The following is a 15,184-nucleotide window of genomic DNA, read 5'->3' as shown; positions in this document are numbered from 1 at the left end:
CCGACGACACCCGGCCGAGTACAAAAAAAGGCAGCGCTTCGGAAATCCGAAGCGCCGCCTTTTCGATTATCTGTCGGGGATTACCTCCCGGCAATGCGACAGTACTTGTCGTAGCGTCCTAACACATCATCCACATAAGCCAGGGTCTGACGGCTGCCGGTAAACCGGCCGCACTTGACCACCTCGTTCTCATAGTATTCGGGCTCGGCCTTCAGCGTCAGATAGCGAGCCACCACCTCCCACGAGTTGGGGTCCTCGCCGTGCACGCGGGCCAGGCGCCGCGCATCGCTCACATGGCCGATTCCTCCGTTGTAGGAGGCCAGCACGATGCTCATACGGTCCTTCTCAGGGGTCCCCTCCGGGAGTCGGAGGGTCGACTGAATCTCCGTCATCAGTTTGTTGGCCAGCCAGATATTGGTTGCGGGATCGGCGATCCGTTCGGTCGGGATCTCGAAATGGCGGGCCACCGAGGGCATGATCTGCATCAGTCCGCACGCCCCGCTGCGCGACGTAAGGTCGGGCATGAAGCGCGATTCGTGGTAGGCAATGGCGCTCATCAAACGCCAGTCATGACCCTCCTCCTCGCTGATACGGCGAATCAGGTTGTCATAGGCCGAAATCACATACTTGCCCTCGGCAAGGGGTACATAGCCGATTTCGGCCTCATCGTTCAGCGACTGATCCGTCACGGGAGCGCTGAAGTGGGCATTAAAGCCGTAAAATGTCGTAAAAATGGTTAAGAACGCAAACGTTAAAACCGTCTTTTTCAGCATAAAATGTTGTTTTGCGGGCAGCTTATACCGCGCAGAACAGCACGCTAATCATAGAATCCCCAGGAGATGCCGATCTTGAACATACCCGGATTGAGCGGGTAACGGGCTGCCGAGAAATACTCTCCGTTTCCGAACAGGCCCTTGTTCAGATGCTGATATTTCAGGAAGATCCGCATTCTCTTCCACTTCGCCATCACGAAGGCGTCCATGTAGGGATAGTTCCCCACCTCCTCCTCGCGCTGGTTGTAGTACACCGACAGTGCCGGATTGTATCCGGGCGCATAATATCGCGTATTATAACGTCCGTCGAGTCCGATCTGCAAGCGCAGGATGTCGCGCACGACCCAGAATTCGTAGTAATACGACAGGAAGGCGCTCAATAGCGGAACGGGTACAACTTCTTGATTCGTGCTCCACTGCAACAATACCCTGTGGTCCAAATGAAGTCCGCCGAGGCGGAAATCCTTGCGGGCATACACGCTCGTGAGGCTTACGCTTCCATTGTCCTGGGCGACGTTGCTGTCCGATCCGTAGTAGATCTTGTTCGTCACGACGCCCTGCCAGGCTCCGACTTCGAATGCGTAGTCGGGAACCGAAAACTTGACCTCCAACCGAGTCTCATTCTCCTTGTTCAAAGGAGTGTCCCATATATAATGGTTCGAGAATAGATTCTCCTGCCAGTAGGTTGGCGAGCGGCGCTCCATCGTGAAGCGGCCTTCGAGAATCAGGGGGTGTCCGCGGAGATAACCCGTCAGAGCGAGGTGCGCTCCCACGCTCAGGTCTCCGCCTCTGTATCCCGACGGGTAGAACTTCAGGTTCCCGTCCCAGTCGACATACTTCTTTATCTTGCCGCTGACGGAGCCGTAGGCAAACCAGCTGGTCTTGCGTTCGGTCGTATAACGCCCCGTCAGGTAATCGTCCAGTTTGAATTGCGAGTAGGTGTGCAGGTCGAGGCCCACACCCGCGTCAATCGTTCCGACCACGCCGTTCCGGTCCCAGGGCTGCGCCTGGACGAAGACCCGGTTGGAGATGACCCGTTCGTAGATCGAGTCGCGCGTCTCCACCGGATTGATGTACCAGTGGTCGTAGTAGTTGTGTTCCGCGGAGACGAACTGTCCGTTCTCGTCGCGATGGTCGCGCTCGTTGGTGTAGGGCTTGTTCAGATCCGTATAGATCTTGCTCCACGAACTGTACTCGAACGAGTGGCCGATGTAGACGGCCGACAGACCGGCCATCGAAAAGTCACTCTCGGTCAGACGCTGCAGCGGAATACCGTAGGACTGCGTCAGGAAGAAGCCGTTGTTGCGGTAGACATTCTTCGCCTCGGCATCGGCCAGACGCATCGGTACGCCCGAGGGCATGCTGAACGTCGTGTCGGCGATGGCCCATTTGCCCACCACGCCGCCGTTTTCCTGCTGTTCGATGTGGTTGTTGTAGTAAGCCGCATGAACCGAATAACGGCGTCCCGTATGGCTGAAGGCCAGCGAGAGGTTGTGGTTCTTGGTCCGCGACCAGAGGTAGAGTCCGCGGGTGCCGCGCGACTTGTAGTCGACGTTGAAGCCCGTCGTCGGCGAGATGTTCTGGGCCACCATGATGCCGAAATTCTCCTCGCGGTAACGCTTCTGGCCCGACTCCGCGTAACTCATCCGGATCATCGGCCGCTTCGTGTTGTAGAAGGGGACGTTCTCCATATCGTAGGTGTACGCGTAGTAGGGACTCGCAAAACTGAAGTCAAAGAACTGCGGCCGTCGGAAGTAGTTGAGCGGCAGTGACGTTTGTCCCAGCGCGCCCTGGGCGATGTCGCCCACATCCTCGCGATAGAACGGATAGTCGATCCGGTAATCGGTCAGGGTGGTATCCAACGGGCCGATCTCCACGCGGTTGAAATCGCGCTTCACGTGCCACATGAAGTTGTTCAGCGCGCGGATCGAGTCGTTGAAGAAATAGGACTCTAACGGCTTGCGGATTTTCCGTTCCTTTTTGGTGGTGTCCTGCTGTTGCTGGCCCTCTTCGTCGTCCTCGGTCTGTTCGTAGGGGTTCGAGCCGTAGAGCGCACCGCTCTGTCCGTTCTGCATGGCCCGCCGCAGGGTGCTGGCATCGAAGCCCTGGGCGTGCAGCGCCGCGGGGACGGCCATCAGCAGACCGAGCAGCAGCAAGGGCAATATGCGCTTCGTAAGTCCCGACATCACTACCAAAGAGCGGAAAACCGCGGCAAAGATAATTAAAAATTTTTAATTTCGCAACTATTTCTCTTTCCTACAGTCCGTTGCGGGGCTCGCGAAGTGTTTCACGGCCGAGATCAAGACGTAGATCACGACGATGAGCGGAATGGCCCGCCCGCCCAGCGCGACGAGCAGTACGGCGCTCACGGCCAGGAACGTATAACGCAGTTCGTTCCCGGCCCAGCCGAAGCCGTGGAACTTCAGGGCGAACATCCGCAGGTCGGAGACCATCAGCCAGGCGGCACCGAGTGCCACCAGTACGAGGCTCTCGCGCGAAAAGACCATGCCGTAGCGCTCGACCAGCAACCCAAGCGAAGCGCAGAGCATCGCGGCGGCCGGGATCGGCAGTCCGAGGAACTCCGAACGCTGCGTATCGTCGATATTGAAGCGTGCCAGGCGCAGCGCCCCGAAGGCGGCGTAGAGGAAGATCACCAGCGCCACGGCACCGTCGGGCAGCCAGTATCCGGGCATTGCGCCATAGAGGGCGTACATCACCGCCGCGGGAGCCAGTCCGAAGGAGATGTCGTCGGCCAGGGAATCGAGCTGCAGCCCAATGGGCGAATCCTGATGCAGCAGTCGTGCGACGAAGCCGTCGAAAAAGTCGAATACGGCGGCCAGCACGATGAGTGCAAAGGCCAGCGTCAGAGAGCCCCATGCCAGGGCCGAAACGGTCGCCACAGCACCGCAGAGCAAGTTGGCCAGCGTGAGCAGATTGGGTATCGTGAACAGTCTGATCTTCATTTCCGGACAGAAATTAATCACTCCAATAGGCGGCAAAGTTACTAAAATATTTTTATCTTTGTCGAAGTTAACTCCATATAATAACTTATGGCGAGCAATAAATATTGTGTCATCATGGCGGGCGGCATCGGGACCCGTTTCTGGCCCAAGAGCCGGCAGTCGATGCCCAAACAGTTCCTCGACATCCTCGGAACGGGAAAATCCTTCATCCGCCACACCTACGAACGCTTTGCAAAGATCGTCCCGGCGGAGAATTTCCTCGTGGTGACGAACGACAAATACCGGCAGCTCGTGCTGGAACACCTCCCGGAGCTCGACGAACGGCAGGTGCTGTGCGAACCCGTCGGACGCAACACGGCCCCGTGCATCGCCTATGCAGCCTACACGCTGATGAAGGCCAATCCCGACGCCGAGATGATCGTCACCCCGTCGGACCACCTGATCCTCAACGAAGAGGACTTCCGCTCGATCATCGCCGAATGCCTCGACTTCGCCGCCGAGCACGACGCGCTGATGACCGTGGGCATCAAGCCCACCCGCCCCGACACGGGCTACGGATACATCCAGGTCTCCGACTCGCAGCCCATCAGCAAGGTGAAGTGCTTCACCGAGAAACCCGACCTCGAACTGGCCCAGGTATTCCTCCAATCGGGCGAATTCTTCTGGAATTCGGGCATCTTCATCTGGAAGGTGCGCTCGATCATCGAGGCCTTCGAGAAGTACCTCCCCGAGCACCATGCGCTGTTCAGCGGCGTGATGCGCGCCGAGGGCACCGCGGCCGAACGCAACGTCGTGGAGATCGCCTTCTCGGAGTGCCGCGCCATCTCGATCGACTACGGCATCATGGAGAAGGCCGACAACGTCTACGTACGCTGCGGCGAGTTCGGCTGGAGCGACGTCGGCACCTGGGGCTCCGTCTACCAGCACTCGCGCAAGGACCGCTATGCCAATGCCGTCCCCGAGGAGGGGTGCTACCTCTACGACACGCGCTCGTCGATCGTCTCGCTGCCCAAGGGGAAGATCGCCGTCATCAGCGGCCTGAAGGAGTACATCGTCGTCGACACGGACGACGTACTGATGATCTGCCCCCGCTCCGAGGAGCAGAATATCAAGAAATTCATCGACGAAGTGAAGTTCCACAATGGTGACAAGCATATCTGATCTCTACGAACTCTTCCGTTCGCATCCGCACGTCTCGACCGACACGCGGCGCATCGAGCCCGATTCGATCTTCTTCGCCCTCAGGGGGGCCAACTTTGACGGCAACCGCTTTGCCGCCGAGGCGCTCGAAAAGGGGGCCGCGGCAGCCGTCATCGACGATCCGGCGGCGCTCGCCGACCCGCGCATGAGGCTGGTCGACAACACACTGACGGCCCTTCAGGAGCTGGCCCGACAGCACCGCCGCACGCTCGGCATTCCGATTCTGGCCATCTCGGGCAGCAGCGGCAAAACCACCACCAAGGAGCTCATTGCCCGCGTGCTGGCCGCCCGTTACAGGGTCTACGCCACGCAGGGCAATCTGAACAACCACATCGGCGTGCCGCTGACGCTGCTCGCAATGCCCCCCGAAACGGAATTCGGCATCGTCGAGATGGGGGCCAGCGCCCAGGGTGAAATCGCACAGCTGGCTTCGATCGCCGAACCGGACTACGGCCTGCTGACCAACATCGGACGGGCCCATCTCGGCGGTTTCGGCGGCCCGGAAGGGGTGCGGCGCGGCAAGGGCGAACTGTTCGACTATCTGGCCGCACACGGCGGCCGCGCCTTCGTCCTCTCGGACGACGAAACGCTCAACTCGATGGCCGCCGAACGCGAATCGTTGGCCGTGGAGTACTATCCGGCATCGCTGGCCGACGGCTTCGAGACCCATCTGGAGGGTAACTACAACCGCTTCAACGTGGCAGCAGCCGTGGCCGTGGGACGCTGGTTCGGGGTCTCCGATCAGAAGATCCACCGCGCCGTGGCCGACTACGTGCCGGACAACCACCGCTCGCAACGCATCGAAACCCGTCGCAATACGGTCATCGCCGACTGCTACAACGCCAACCCGGGCAGCATGCGCGCCGCCATCGAGAATCTCCTTGCGGAGGAGCTCGGCGAACGTAAACACCGCGTGTTGATTCTGGGCGACATGCTCGAGCTGGGCGAATGGTCGCTCTCCGAACACGGCACCATCATCCGGCAGGCGGCCCGGGACCCCGAGGCCGAACTGATCCTCGTCGGCGGGGAGTTTGCCCGGGCCTATGCGGCTCTGCCGGAAAAACCGGCCCGCGTGACGCTCTGCCCTTCGTGCGAAGAGTTGCGCCACCTGCTGCAGACGGCGCCCGTCGACGATGCGCTGGTGCTCGTCAAGGGCTCGCACGGCATCGGTCTGGAGAAGATCCTCGATCTTCTATAGCAGCAGAACGCCTCAAACCGCGAAAACGGCCCGTACGAAATCCATTGACCGGAATCCGGCCATCCGACCCGGAAAGAGAGGCCCCGCACCGCAAGTGCCGGGGCTTTTTCGTGGGTTTTTCCGATTATTTTGCTATTTTTGCCATCAATAATAAAAAGACCAAACGTAACAACATTTTCCTAATGACACTGAACGAATACCAGCAACATGCCCTCGAAACGGCCATCTACCCCGAAGAGAGCCGTATCGTCTACCCCACGCTCGGGCTGACGGGCGAAGCCGGCGAAGTGGCCGACAAGGTCAAGAAGGTAATCCGCGACTCGAACCGGGAGTTCTCCCCCGAGAAGCGCCTCGAAATCGTCAAGGAGATCGGCGACGTGCTGTGGTACTGCGCCACGTTGTCGCACGACCTGGGCTACGACCTCGACGAAGTGGCCCGCATGAATGTCGAGAAGCTCCGCTCGCGCATGGAGCGCCACCGCATCTCGGGCAGCGGCGACAACCGATAACCGCCCCCGTGAAACGTTCACCCACACAAAGCGCCCGACTCATGAAACAGGAAGAAACACCCCGCACGTCGCTCCCCGAAAACGCCTACCGCGAACTCAAACCCGGGGAAAACTATACGCCGGTCATGCCGGCCTCCTCCTCGCCCCGCGAGGTCACCCCCTACTCCGTAGGAATGGGCATCGTGATGGCCATCATCTTCTCGGCCGCCGCAGCCTATCTGGGTCTGCGCGTCGGCCAGGTCTTCGAGGCCGCCATCCCGATCGCCATCATCGCCGTCGGCATGGGCACCGTCCTGGGCAAGAAGAACATGCTCGGAGAGAATGTCATCATCCAGTCGATCGGCGCCTCGTCGGGCGTCATCGTCGCCGGTGCGATCTTCACCCTCCCGGCCCTCTACATCCTCGGGCTGGATGCCGCCTTCTGGCAAGTCTTCCTCTCGTCGCTCTTCGGCGGTCTGCTGGGCATCGTGCTGCTGATCCCCTTCCGCAAATACTTCGTCAAGGAGATGCACGGCAAGTATCCCTTCCCCGAGGCTACGGCCACCACCGAGGTGCTCGTCTCGGGCGAAAAGGGAGGCAATCAGGCCAAACTGCTCGCCGTGGCGGGTCTGATCGGCGGTCTCTACGACTTCGTAGTCGGCACGTTCGGACTGTGGACCGACGCCGTCTCGACGCGCATCTGCGCCTGGGGACAGGTCGCCGCCGACAAGTTCAAGGTCGTCTTCGGACTGAACACCTCGGCCGCCCTGCTGGGGCTGGGATACATCATCGGTCTGAAATATGCACTGATCATCACCGCCGGCTCGTGCCTTGTGTGGTTCGTCATCGTGCCGGTGGTCGGCTCGCTGGCCGAAGCGCTGGATCCCGCAGCACTGGCCTCGCTGCTGGGCGTGACGAACGAGAAGCTGCTGGCCGACCCCTCGGCGCTGCTCTCGGCCGAGAACCTCTACACCTTCATCGGCAAGCCGATCGGCATCGGCGGTATCGCCATGGCCGGCATCATCGGCATCGTGCGCCAGTCGAAGATCATCCGTCAGGCCGTGGGTCTGGCCGTCTCGGAGTTCGGCGGCGGCAAGACGGCCGCAGCCTCGACGGAGCGCACACAGCGCGACATCCCGATGAAGCGCATCCTCTCGATCCTGATCGCCACGCTCGTCTGCGTCTTCGTCTTCTTCCACTTCGGACTGCTCGACAACTGGGTGCAGTCGGTCACCGCGATTCTGATCGTCTTCATCATCGCGTTCCTCTTCACGACCGTGGCCGCCAACGCCATCGCCATCGTGGGTTCGAACCCCGTCTCGGGCATGACGCTCATGACGCTGATCCTCTCGTCGCTGGTGCTCGTCTCGGTGGGTCTGAGCGGCACGACGGGCATGACCGCCGCGCTGATCATCGGCGGCGTGGTCTGCACGGCCCTCTCGATGGCCGGCGGATTCATCACCGACCTCAAGATCGGCTACTGGCTCGGCACGACTCCCCGCAAGCAGGAGGCGTGGAAATTCCTCGGCACGTTCGTCTCGGCAGCGACGGTGGCCGGCGTGATGATCGTACTGAACAAATCCTACGGCTTCGTGGGTGAAGGGGCCCTGGTCGCTCCGCAGGCCAACGCCATGGCCGCGGTGATCCAGCCGCTGATGACCGGCGGCCAGACCCCCTGGATGCTCTACTTCTGCGGTGCGGCGCTGGCCCTGGTGCTGACGGCCATCGGCGTGCCGGCCCTGGCCTTCGCGCTGGGTATGTTCATCCCGATGGATCTGAACGCCCCGCTGGTGGTGGGCGGTCTGATCGCCTGGTTCGTCTCGAACCGCTCGAAGGATGCGGCGCTGAACAGGGCCCGCATGGACCGCGGCACGCTGATTGCCTCGGGATTCATCGCCGGCGGTGCGCTGATGGGCGTGGTAAGCGCCATCCTGAAGTTCGCCAACGTCGACTGGTTCCTCGCGGGATGGGCTTCGTCGAATGCAGCCGAGTGGACCGGTCTGGTGATGTATCTGGTGCTGATCGGCTACTTCACGTGGCACACGCTCCGCGCCAAAAAGGAGGAGTAACTCAGGTCGGGAGAGGGCCCGGAAACTCGGCACAACACCCGAAACCGGGATTCAGACCTCCGGAAACGGAAAACGAACTAACAACAAAACCGAATATTTATGGATCTCAAGGAACGATTTCTGAAATATGTCTCCTACGACACCCAGTCGTCGGAGGAGAGCATGACCTTCCCCTCGACCGAGAAGCAGAAGGTGCTGCTCGAAGCCCTGCGCGACGAGATGCTGACGCTCGGCATGACCGACGTCACGATGGACCAGTACGGCTACGTGATGGGCACCATCCCCGCCTCGGCAGGGTGTGAGAATGCCCCCGTGATCGGCTTCATCGCCCACGTCGACACGTCGCCCGACATGAGCGGCAAGGATGTCAAGCCGCGCGTGGTGGAGGATTACGACGGCGGCGACCTGGTGCTGAACGGCCACCTGACGATGCGCGTCGAGGATTTCCCCGAGCTGTCCTTCTTCAAGGGCCACACGCTGATCCACACCGACGGCACAACCCTGCTGGGGGCCGACGACAAGGCCGGCGTGGCCGAGATCATGACCGCCGCCGAGTATCTGATGACCCACCCCGAAATCCGGCACGGAAAGATCCGCATCGGCTTCACCCCCGACGAGGAGGTGGGACGCGGCGTCGACTTCTTCGACGTACGGGCCTTCGGCGCCGACTTCGCCTACACGGTCGACGGCGGCATGGAGGGCGAACTCGAGTATGAAAACTTCAACGCCGCGAGCGCCAAGATCGAAATTCAGGGCCGCAACGTCCACCCGGGCTACGCCAAGGCGAAGATGATCAACGCCATCGACGTGGCCTGCGAGTTGCAAACGCTGCTCCCGGCGGCCGAGCGTCCGCAGTTCACCGAGGGCTACGAGGGCTTCTACCACTGCGTCGGCGTGAACGGCACGGTCGAGAAGGCCTCGCTGAGCTACATCATCCGCGACCACGATGCCGACCGCTTCGAGCAGAAGAAGGTCTTCCTGTGGGCGTGCGTCGACCTGCTGAAGAAAAAATACGGCGACGAGGTGCTCACCCTCACGATGAAGGACCAGTATTTCAACATGCGCAAGATGGTCGAGCCCCATCCGCAGCTGATCGAGCGGGCACTGAAGGCCATGGAGATGGCCGGCGTGAAGCCGCTGGTACGGCCCATCCGCGGCGGTACGGACGGCGCTCGTCTCTCGTTCATGGGGCTGCCCTGCCCGAACCTCTTCACCGGAGGCATGAACTTCCACGGCAAGTTCGAATACTGCTCGCTCACCACGATGCGCAAGGCCCAGCAGGTGATTCTGAACCTGGCACAGCTCTGGGCCGAATAGGAGTTGCATGGCGGACGGGGCATGGCGCCGGACTGATTCCGGCACGGAGCCCCCGAAGGCGGAAACTGGAAACAAAATGGACAATTTCGGATTTCTGAAGGTGGCGGCGGCGATCCCCTCCCTGCGGGTCGGCGACTGTACCTACAACATGGAGCGCACGGCAGCGCTGGCCGAAGAGGCTGCCCGCCGCGGCGTGGAGATCGCGGCATTCCCCGAACTGGGAATCACCGCCTACACGTGTGCCGACCTGCTGCTGCAGCCCACGCTGCTCGATGCCGCCGAGGAGGCCCTCGTGCGGCTGGCGAAGGCCACGCGCAGACTGCCGCTGGTCGTGATCGTCGGGGCGCCGCTGCGCCACGGTTCCGCGCTCTACAACTGCGCCGTAGTGATGACTCAGGGCAAGCTGCTCGGCGTCGTCCCGAAGAGCTACATCCCCAACTATGCGGAGTTCTACGAGGATCGCTGGTTCGCCTCCGGGGCCGGAATCACCGACGAACAGATCGCCGTCGGCGGACAAACGGCCGACTTCGGGGCCGATCTGACCTTTGAGGTCAACGGCGCGGAGTTCGGCGTGGAGATCTGCGAGGACCTCTGGGCTCCGATTCCGCCCTCGTCGCAGCTGGCGCTGAACGGCGCCAAGGTGATCTTCAACCTCTCGGCTTCGCCCGAACTGGCCGGCAAGCACCTCTACCTGCGCACGCTGGTGGCCCAGCAGTCGGCCCGTTGTCTGGCAGCCTACGTCTACGTCTCGGCCGGATTCGGCGAGTCTTCGACCGACCTGGTCTTCGCCGGAAACGGTCTGATCGCCGAAAACGGCACGCTGCTGCGCGAGGCCGAGCGCTTCTCGATCGACGAGCAGCTGGTCGTGGCCGATGTCGACCTGCAGCGGCTCGAGTTCGAACGCCGCCGCAACACCTCGTTCCGCCAGAGGGAGGCCGCCTCGGAGAATACCGTCATCGAGATGGAGATCCCCGAAGGGCTGCGTGCCGCCGTTCCGGAGCGTGACGTCGACCCGATGCCCTTCGTGCCGAAGGACGAGGAGCACCGCAGCGAACGCTGCGAGGAGATCTTCCGCATCCAGTCGCACGGACTGGCCCAGCGGCTGCGCCACACGCGCTGCGAACGGGCCGTGGTCGGCATCTCGGGCGGACTGGATTCGACGCTGGCCCTGCTGGTGACGGTCCGCACGTTCGACCTGCTGAAGCTCGACCGCACGGGAATCATCGGCATCACGATGCCCGGCTTCGGAACCACCGACCGCACCTATCACAACGCCCTGGAGCTGATGCGCGAACTGGGGGTCACCGTACGCGAGATTCCGATCCGCGACGCCTGTCTGCAGCACATGCGCGACATCGGTCTCGATCCGGCGGACCGCTCGGCCGCCTACGAGAATGCCCAGGCCCGCGAACGGACCCAGATCCTGATGGATGTGGCCAACATGGAGGGCGGTCTGGTCATCGGAACAGGCGACCTCTCGGAGCTGGCACTCGGATGGGCCACCTACAACGGCGACCAAATGTCGATGTACGGCGTCAATGCCTCGGTACCCAAGACGCTGGTGCGCCACCTGGTCAAGTGGGTCGCCGACACGGAGCGCGATTCCTCGACGCGCGCCACGCTGCTCGACATCATCGACACCCCCGTGAGCCCCGAACTGCTGCCGGCCGATGCCGACGGACACATCGCCCAGAAAACCGAAGATCTGGTGGGCCCCTACGAACTCCACGACTTCTTCCTCTACAACTTCCTGCGGCTGGGCTTCGGCCCGGAGAAGATCCTTCGGCTGGCCGAGGTGGCCTTCGAAGGGAGCTACGACAGCGAAACGATCCTCAAGTGGCTGCGGATCTTCTTCCGCCGCTTCTTCGCGCAGCAGTTCAAGCGCTCGGCCATGCCCGACGGCCCGAAGGTCGGTTCGGTGACCCTCTCGCCGCGCGGCGACTGGCGCATGCCATCGGATGCCTCGGCCGACGTCTGGCTCCGCGAGCTCGACCGGCTGTAATCATCCCGTACGCGAAGGTGCGGCAACGCCCCGCGCCGAATAACCGGAACTCCACCGACGCCCCCACGGGACCAATCACCTGTTCCCGAGGAGAGCGGCGTCGGACAAATACGACATAACGCATGAAAAAGATTCTTTTAACGACGGTCGTCCTGCTCGTGGCAGCCTCGGCCGCAGCTCAGGACTGGAAAGATGCCCTGAAGAAGATCGCCACCACGGCGGTCGACGAAGTCACCGACGGAAAACTCACCCAGTATGCCCTTGACGGAACGTGGAACTACACGGGCCCGGGCGTCAAGTTCGAAGGCGAAGACATGCTCTCGGACCTCGGAGCCGCAGCCCTCGAATCAACCGTCGTCGAGAAACTCGAGAAAGCCTACTCCCTGGTCGGCATCAAGGCCGGAACCAGTTCGTTCACCTTCGAACGCGCCGACAGCACCTTCACCGCCGTACTGGGCAAGCACCAGCTCTCGGGAACCTACTCCTACGACGCCGAAAAGCACACCGTGGCCCTGTACTTTGCCAAAGGCAAACTCAATCTGGGAACCGTCGAGGGACATGCCTACGTCAGCGGCTCCGATCTGCAGCTGGTCTTCCCGGTGACGAAACTGGTGAATCTGGTCACGTCGCTCGGCAGCAAGGTCTCTTCGCTTTCGACCCTCGTCACCCTGCTCAAGAAGTACGAAGACGTCTACCTCGGATTCGCCTTCTCCCGCTAAACGGCAACTTCCAACCCCGGGAGTGCAAAATTTTTGAAATTTTTTCCCTGACGGATTCACGGCGAATCCGTCTTTTTTTATTACGAATTCTCAGCCTGGCCCGTTCATCGGCCCCGGACCGTAAGCAAATGAGTGGGGGGCTTATCTAAAATATTTTACGAAATTCTTAAAGAACTTGCAAAATAGCGGCGAATTTGTTAATTTTATAGCCACAATCAAACCTGAAAACCCCGTAAATCCGAAACGCTATGAACGAACAAGCCCGACAATACGTCGAAGATTTCATGGCCCGGCTCATCGCCCGCAATCCGGGAGAGCCGGAGTTCCATCAGGCCGTCCGTGAGGTGGCCGAGTCGCTGGCTCCGCACATCGTCGCCAGCCCGATCCTGCAGAAGATGAAGATTCTCGAACGCATCGCCGAACCCGAACGGGTCATCATGTTCCGTGTGGCGTGGCTCAACGACAAGGGCGAAATCGAAATCAACCGCGGTTACCGCATCCAGATGAACAGCGCCATCGGCCCCTACAAGGGCGGTATCCGCTTCCACCCGTCGGTGAACCTCTCGATCCTGAAGTTCCTGGCCTTCGAGCAGACCTTCAAGAACAGCCTCACGACCCTCCCGATGGGCGGCGCCAAGGGTGGTTCGGACTTCAACCCCAAAGGCAAGTCGGACAACGAAGTAATGAAGTTCTGCCAGTCGTTCATGACCGAACTGCAACGCCATATCGGTCAGGATACCGACGTGCCGGCCGGCGATATCGGCGTCGGAGGCCGCGAAATCGGATACATGTTCGGCCAGTACAAGCGTTTGCGCGACGAGTTCACCGGGACGCTCACCGGTAAGGGCCGCGACTGGGGCGGCAGCCCGCTGCGCCCCGAGGCTACGGGATACGGCACCTGCTACTTCGCCCAGGAGATGCTCGCCACGCGCGGCGACTCGTTCCAGGGCAAAACCGTCTGCATCTCCGGTTCGGGCAACGTGGCCCAGTATGCCTGCATGAAGGCTACGGAGCTGGGAGCCAAGGTCGTGACGCTCTCCGATTCGTCGGGTTACATCTACGACCCCGAAGGCATCAGCCCCGAAAAGCTCGACTACGTCATGGAGCTCAAGAACATCTTCCGCGGCCGCATCAAGGAGTATGCCGAGCGCTATCCCTCGGCGACGTACTATCCGGGCGAGCGTCCGTGGGGCGTGAAGTGCGACATCGCCATGCCGTGCGCCACGCAGAACGAACTCAACGGCGATGAGGCCCAGATGCTCGTCGACAACGGCTGCATCTGCGTGGCCGAAGGGGCCAACATGCCCTCGACACCCGAAGCCATCCGCGTCTTCCAGCTCCACAAGCTGCTCTATGCCCCGGGCAAGGCGGCCAATGCGGGAGGTGTAGCCACCTCGGGCCTCGAGATGGTTCAGAACTCAATGCGCCTGACCTGGACCCCCGAGGAGGTCGACGCACGCCTCAAGGCCATCATGAAAAACATCCACTCGGTCTGCGTCCAGTACGGCACCGAACCCGACGGCTACATCAACTATGTCGTCGGAGCCAACATCGGCGGCTTCATGAAGGTGGCCAACGCCATGCTGGCCCAGGGATGCGTATAACCCACGAACCTTCCCTCCAACCCATCATCAGTTTCTCTCCCGAAAGCCGGTTTTATCAAAAACCGGCTTTTTTATCCTCCTCAGGAGCGGTTTTTCGCTATCTTTGTCTGAAAGAATCACCCGCAAAAAAACGATCCATAAAGAGACTGCTCCTCCTGCTCACCACCCTGCTCCTGCTGCAACCACTCGCCGCCCGGGAAGAACTCACCTCGCCCGGAAACGCACTGACCCTCACCTTCGACGTCGCGGACGGCATACCGCGTTACGCGCTCAGCTACAAGGGTCGGGCCGCGGTGCTCCCCGGCCGGCTCGGCTTCGAACTCAAGAACGCCCCCGCGCTGCTGTATCACCCGGCAGTCGGCCGAGCGCAGCAGCTTCGACGAGACCAGGGAACCCGTCTGAGGCGAAACGGCCACCATCCGAAACCACTACAACGAACTGGCCGTCACCCTCGAACAGCAGGGCCGCATCATGATCGTCCGCTTCCGCTCCTATGACGATGGACTCGGATTCCGCTACGAATTCCCCGAACAAAAGCGGCTCACACAATCCTCCGCGAAGAGCGGACCGATGGACTACACGCCGGGAATCTTCGGCATGGACCTCTCGACCTTTGCCCCGGGCAACACCTCGAAAGCCAACGCTACGATCTGCAACCAGCTGGCCCTCTACGTCACGATGTATTCACCGCTGCAGATGGCGGCCGAACCCGGGGCCTATATCGTGGCGGCCCGCAAGACCAAAGGCCGCAACGAATGGTTCGTGGGCGGGGGGGGGAAAAAAAAAAAAAAAAAGGGGCCCGGGCGAAGCGGAGGGCGGGGTCCACTGCCGGGAGCCAGGGGGGGGGTGTG

The 15,184-nt window shown here is 61.3% G+C and carries 11 protein-coding genes and 2 pseudogenes; 10 read left to right on the top strand and 3 right to left on the bottom strand.

Going from position 1 to position 15,184, the window contains the following annotated elements:
- Window positions 1-80 precede the first annotated feature (80 nt).
- The 3 genes from PUQ42_RS04475 to pssA are packed head-to-tail and all read right to left on the bottom strand — an operon-like array spanning window position 81 to window position 3,736.
- A complete protein-coding gene (locus PUQ42_RS04475; protein WP_087309463.1) occupies window positions 81-773 on the bottom strand; it encodes a transglycosylase SLT domain-containing protein in 693 nt (230 codons plus the stop codon).
- 44 nt (window positions 774-817) lie between these two features.
- Complete coding sequence (locus tag PUQ42_RS04470; RefSeq protein WP_273371356.1) at window positions 818-2,959, bottom strand: putative porin; 2,142 nt, start codon at window positions 2,957-2,959, stop codon at window positions 818-820.
- A 57-nt stretch (window positions 2,960-3,016) separates the two neighbouring features.
- Window positions 3,017-3,736, bottom strand: a complete 720-nt coding sequence (gene pssA / locus PUQ42_RS04465; protein ID WP_122121457.1) for a CDP-diacylglycerol--serine O-phosphatidyltransferase — start codon at window positions 3,734-3,736, stop codon at window positions 3,017-3,019.
- 87 nt (window positions 3,737-3,823) lie between these two features.
- Here pssA and PUQ42_RS04460 point away from each other — a divergent pair, with 87 nt between their 5' ends.
- From PUQ42_RS04460 to PUQ42_RS04420, 10 genes and pseudogenes are all read left to right on the top strand, one after another.
- Window positions 3,824-4,897 (top strand): mannose-1-phosphate guanylyltransferase, encoded by a 1,074-nt coding sequence (locus PUQ42_RS04460; RefSeq protein WP_273371353.1) that lies wholly within the window; start codon window positions 3,824-3,826, stop codon window positions 4,895-4,897.
- On the top strand, window positions 4,890-6,134 hold the full coding sequence (locus PUQ42_RS04455) for a UDP-N-acetylmuramoyl-tripeptide--D-alanyl-D-alanine ligase (protein ID WP_122121459.1): 1,245 nt from the start codon (window positions 4,890-4,892) through the stop codon (window positions 6,132-6,134). The genes PUQ42_RS04460 and PUQ42_RS04455 overlap by 8 nt, the downstream gene beginning before the upstream one ends.
- 182 nt (window positions 6,135-6,316) lie before the next feature.
- Window positions 6,317-6,643: a nucleoside triphosphate pyrophosphohydrolase family protein gene (locus tag PUQ42_RS04450; RefSeq protein ID WP_087309459.1), complete on the top strand. Its 327-nt coding sequence runs from the start codon at window positions 6,317-6,319 to the stop codon at window positions 6,641-6,643.
- Between the two features lie 41 nt (window positions 6,644-6,684).
- Window positions 6,685-8,691 carry an OPT family oligopeptide transporter gene (locus PUQ42_RS04445; protein WP_273371350.1) on the top strand — a complete coding sequence of 669 codons (2,007 nt, stop codon included), beginning with the start codon at window positions 6,685-6,687 and terminating at the stop codon, window positions 8,689-8,691.
- Between the two features lie 99 nt (window positions 8,692-8,790).
- The gene (pepT, locus tag PUQ42_RS04440; RefSeq protein WP_273371348.1) at window positions 8,791-10,008 is read left to right on the top strand and encodes a peptidase T; all 1,218 of its coding nucleotides are present in this window, start codon (window positions 8,791-8,793) and stop codon (window positions 10,006-10,008) included.
- Between the two features lie 76 nt (window positions 10,009-10,084).
- Window positions 10,085-12,010 (top strand): NAD(+) synthase, encoded by a 1,926-nt coding sequence (locus PUQ42_RS04435; RefSeq protein ID WP_087403708.1) that lies wholly within the window; start codon window positions 10,085-10,087, stop codon window positions 12,008-12,010.
- Window positions 12,011-12,132: 122 nt separating this feature from the next.
- Window positions 12,133-12,729: a DUF4923 family protein gene (locus PUQ42_RS04430; protein WP_122119580.1), complete on the top strand. Its 597-nt coding sequence runs from the start codon at window positions 12,133-12,135 to the stop codon at window positions 12,727-12,729.
- A gap of 248 nt (window positions 12,730-12,977) precedes the next feature.
- Window positions 12,978-14,333, top strand: a complete 1,356-nt coding sequence (gene gdhA / locus PUQ42_RS04425) for an NADP-specific glutamate dehydrogenase (protein WP_087309455.1) — start codon at window positions 12,978-12,980, stop codon at window positions 14,331-14,333.
- Between the two features lie 417 nt (window positions 14,334-14,750).
- Window positions 14,751-14,813 (top strand): annotated as a pseudogene (locus PUQ42_RS10330) (hypothetical protein); the annotation flags it as partial.
- A 78-nt stretch (window positions 14,814-14,891) separates the two neighbouring features.
- A pseudogene (locus PUQ42_RS04420) lies at window positions 14,892-15,184 on the top strand (hypothetical protein); the annotation flags it as partial.

It is taken from the genome of Alistipes megaguti (genome assembly GCF_944320325.1).
GTDB classification, from domain to species: domain Bacteria; phylum Bacteroidota; class Bacteroidia; order Bacteroidales; family Rikenellaceae; genus Alistipes; species Alistipes megaguti.
This window is presented reverse-complemented; position numbering and strand designations above follow the sequence as displayed.

Bases quoted from the DNA above. Each gene is read 5' to 3' on its own strand.
- PUQ42_RS04475 (WP_087309463.1), bottom strand. From the start codon at position 773: ATGCTGAAAAAGACGGTTTTAACGTTTGCGTTCTTAACCATTTTTACG.
- PUQ42_RS04470 (WP_273371356.1), bottom strand. From the start codon at position 2,959: ATGTCGGGACTTACGAAGCGCATATTGCCCTTGCTGCTGCTCGGTCTG.
- pssA (WP_122121457.1), bottom strand. From the start codon at position 3,736: ATGAAGATCAGACTGTTCACGATACCCAATCTGCTCACGCTGGCCAAC.
- PUQ42_RS04460 (WP_273371353.1), top strand. From the start codon at position 3,824: ATGGCGAGCAATAAATATTGTGTCATCATGGCGGGCGGCATCGGGACC.
- PUQ42_RS04450 (WP_087309459.1), top strand. From the start codon at position 6,317: ATGACACTGAACGAATACCAGCAACATGCCCTCGAAACGGCCATCTAC.
- PUQ42_RS04445 (WP_273371350.1), top strand. From the start codon at position 6,685: ATGAAACAGGAAGAAACACCCCGCACGTCGCTCCCCGAAAACGCCTAC.
- pepT (WP_273371348.1), top strand. From the start codon at position 8,791: ATGGATCTCAAGGAACGATTTCTGAAATATGTCTCCTACGACACCCAG.
- PUQ42_RS04435 (WP_087403708.1), top strand. From the start codon at position 10,085: ATGGACAATTTCGGATTTCTGAAGGTGGCGGCGGCGATCCCCTCCCTG.
- PUQ42_RS04430 (WP_122119580.1), top strand. From the start codon at position 12,133: ATGAAAAAGATTCTTTTAACGACGGTCGTCCTGCTCGTGGCAGCCTCG.
- gdhA (WP_087309455.1), top strand. From the start codon at position 12,978: ATGAACGAACAAGCCCGACAATACGTCGAAGATTTCATGGCCCGGCTC.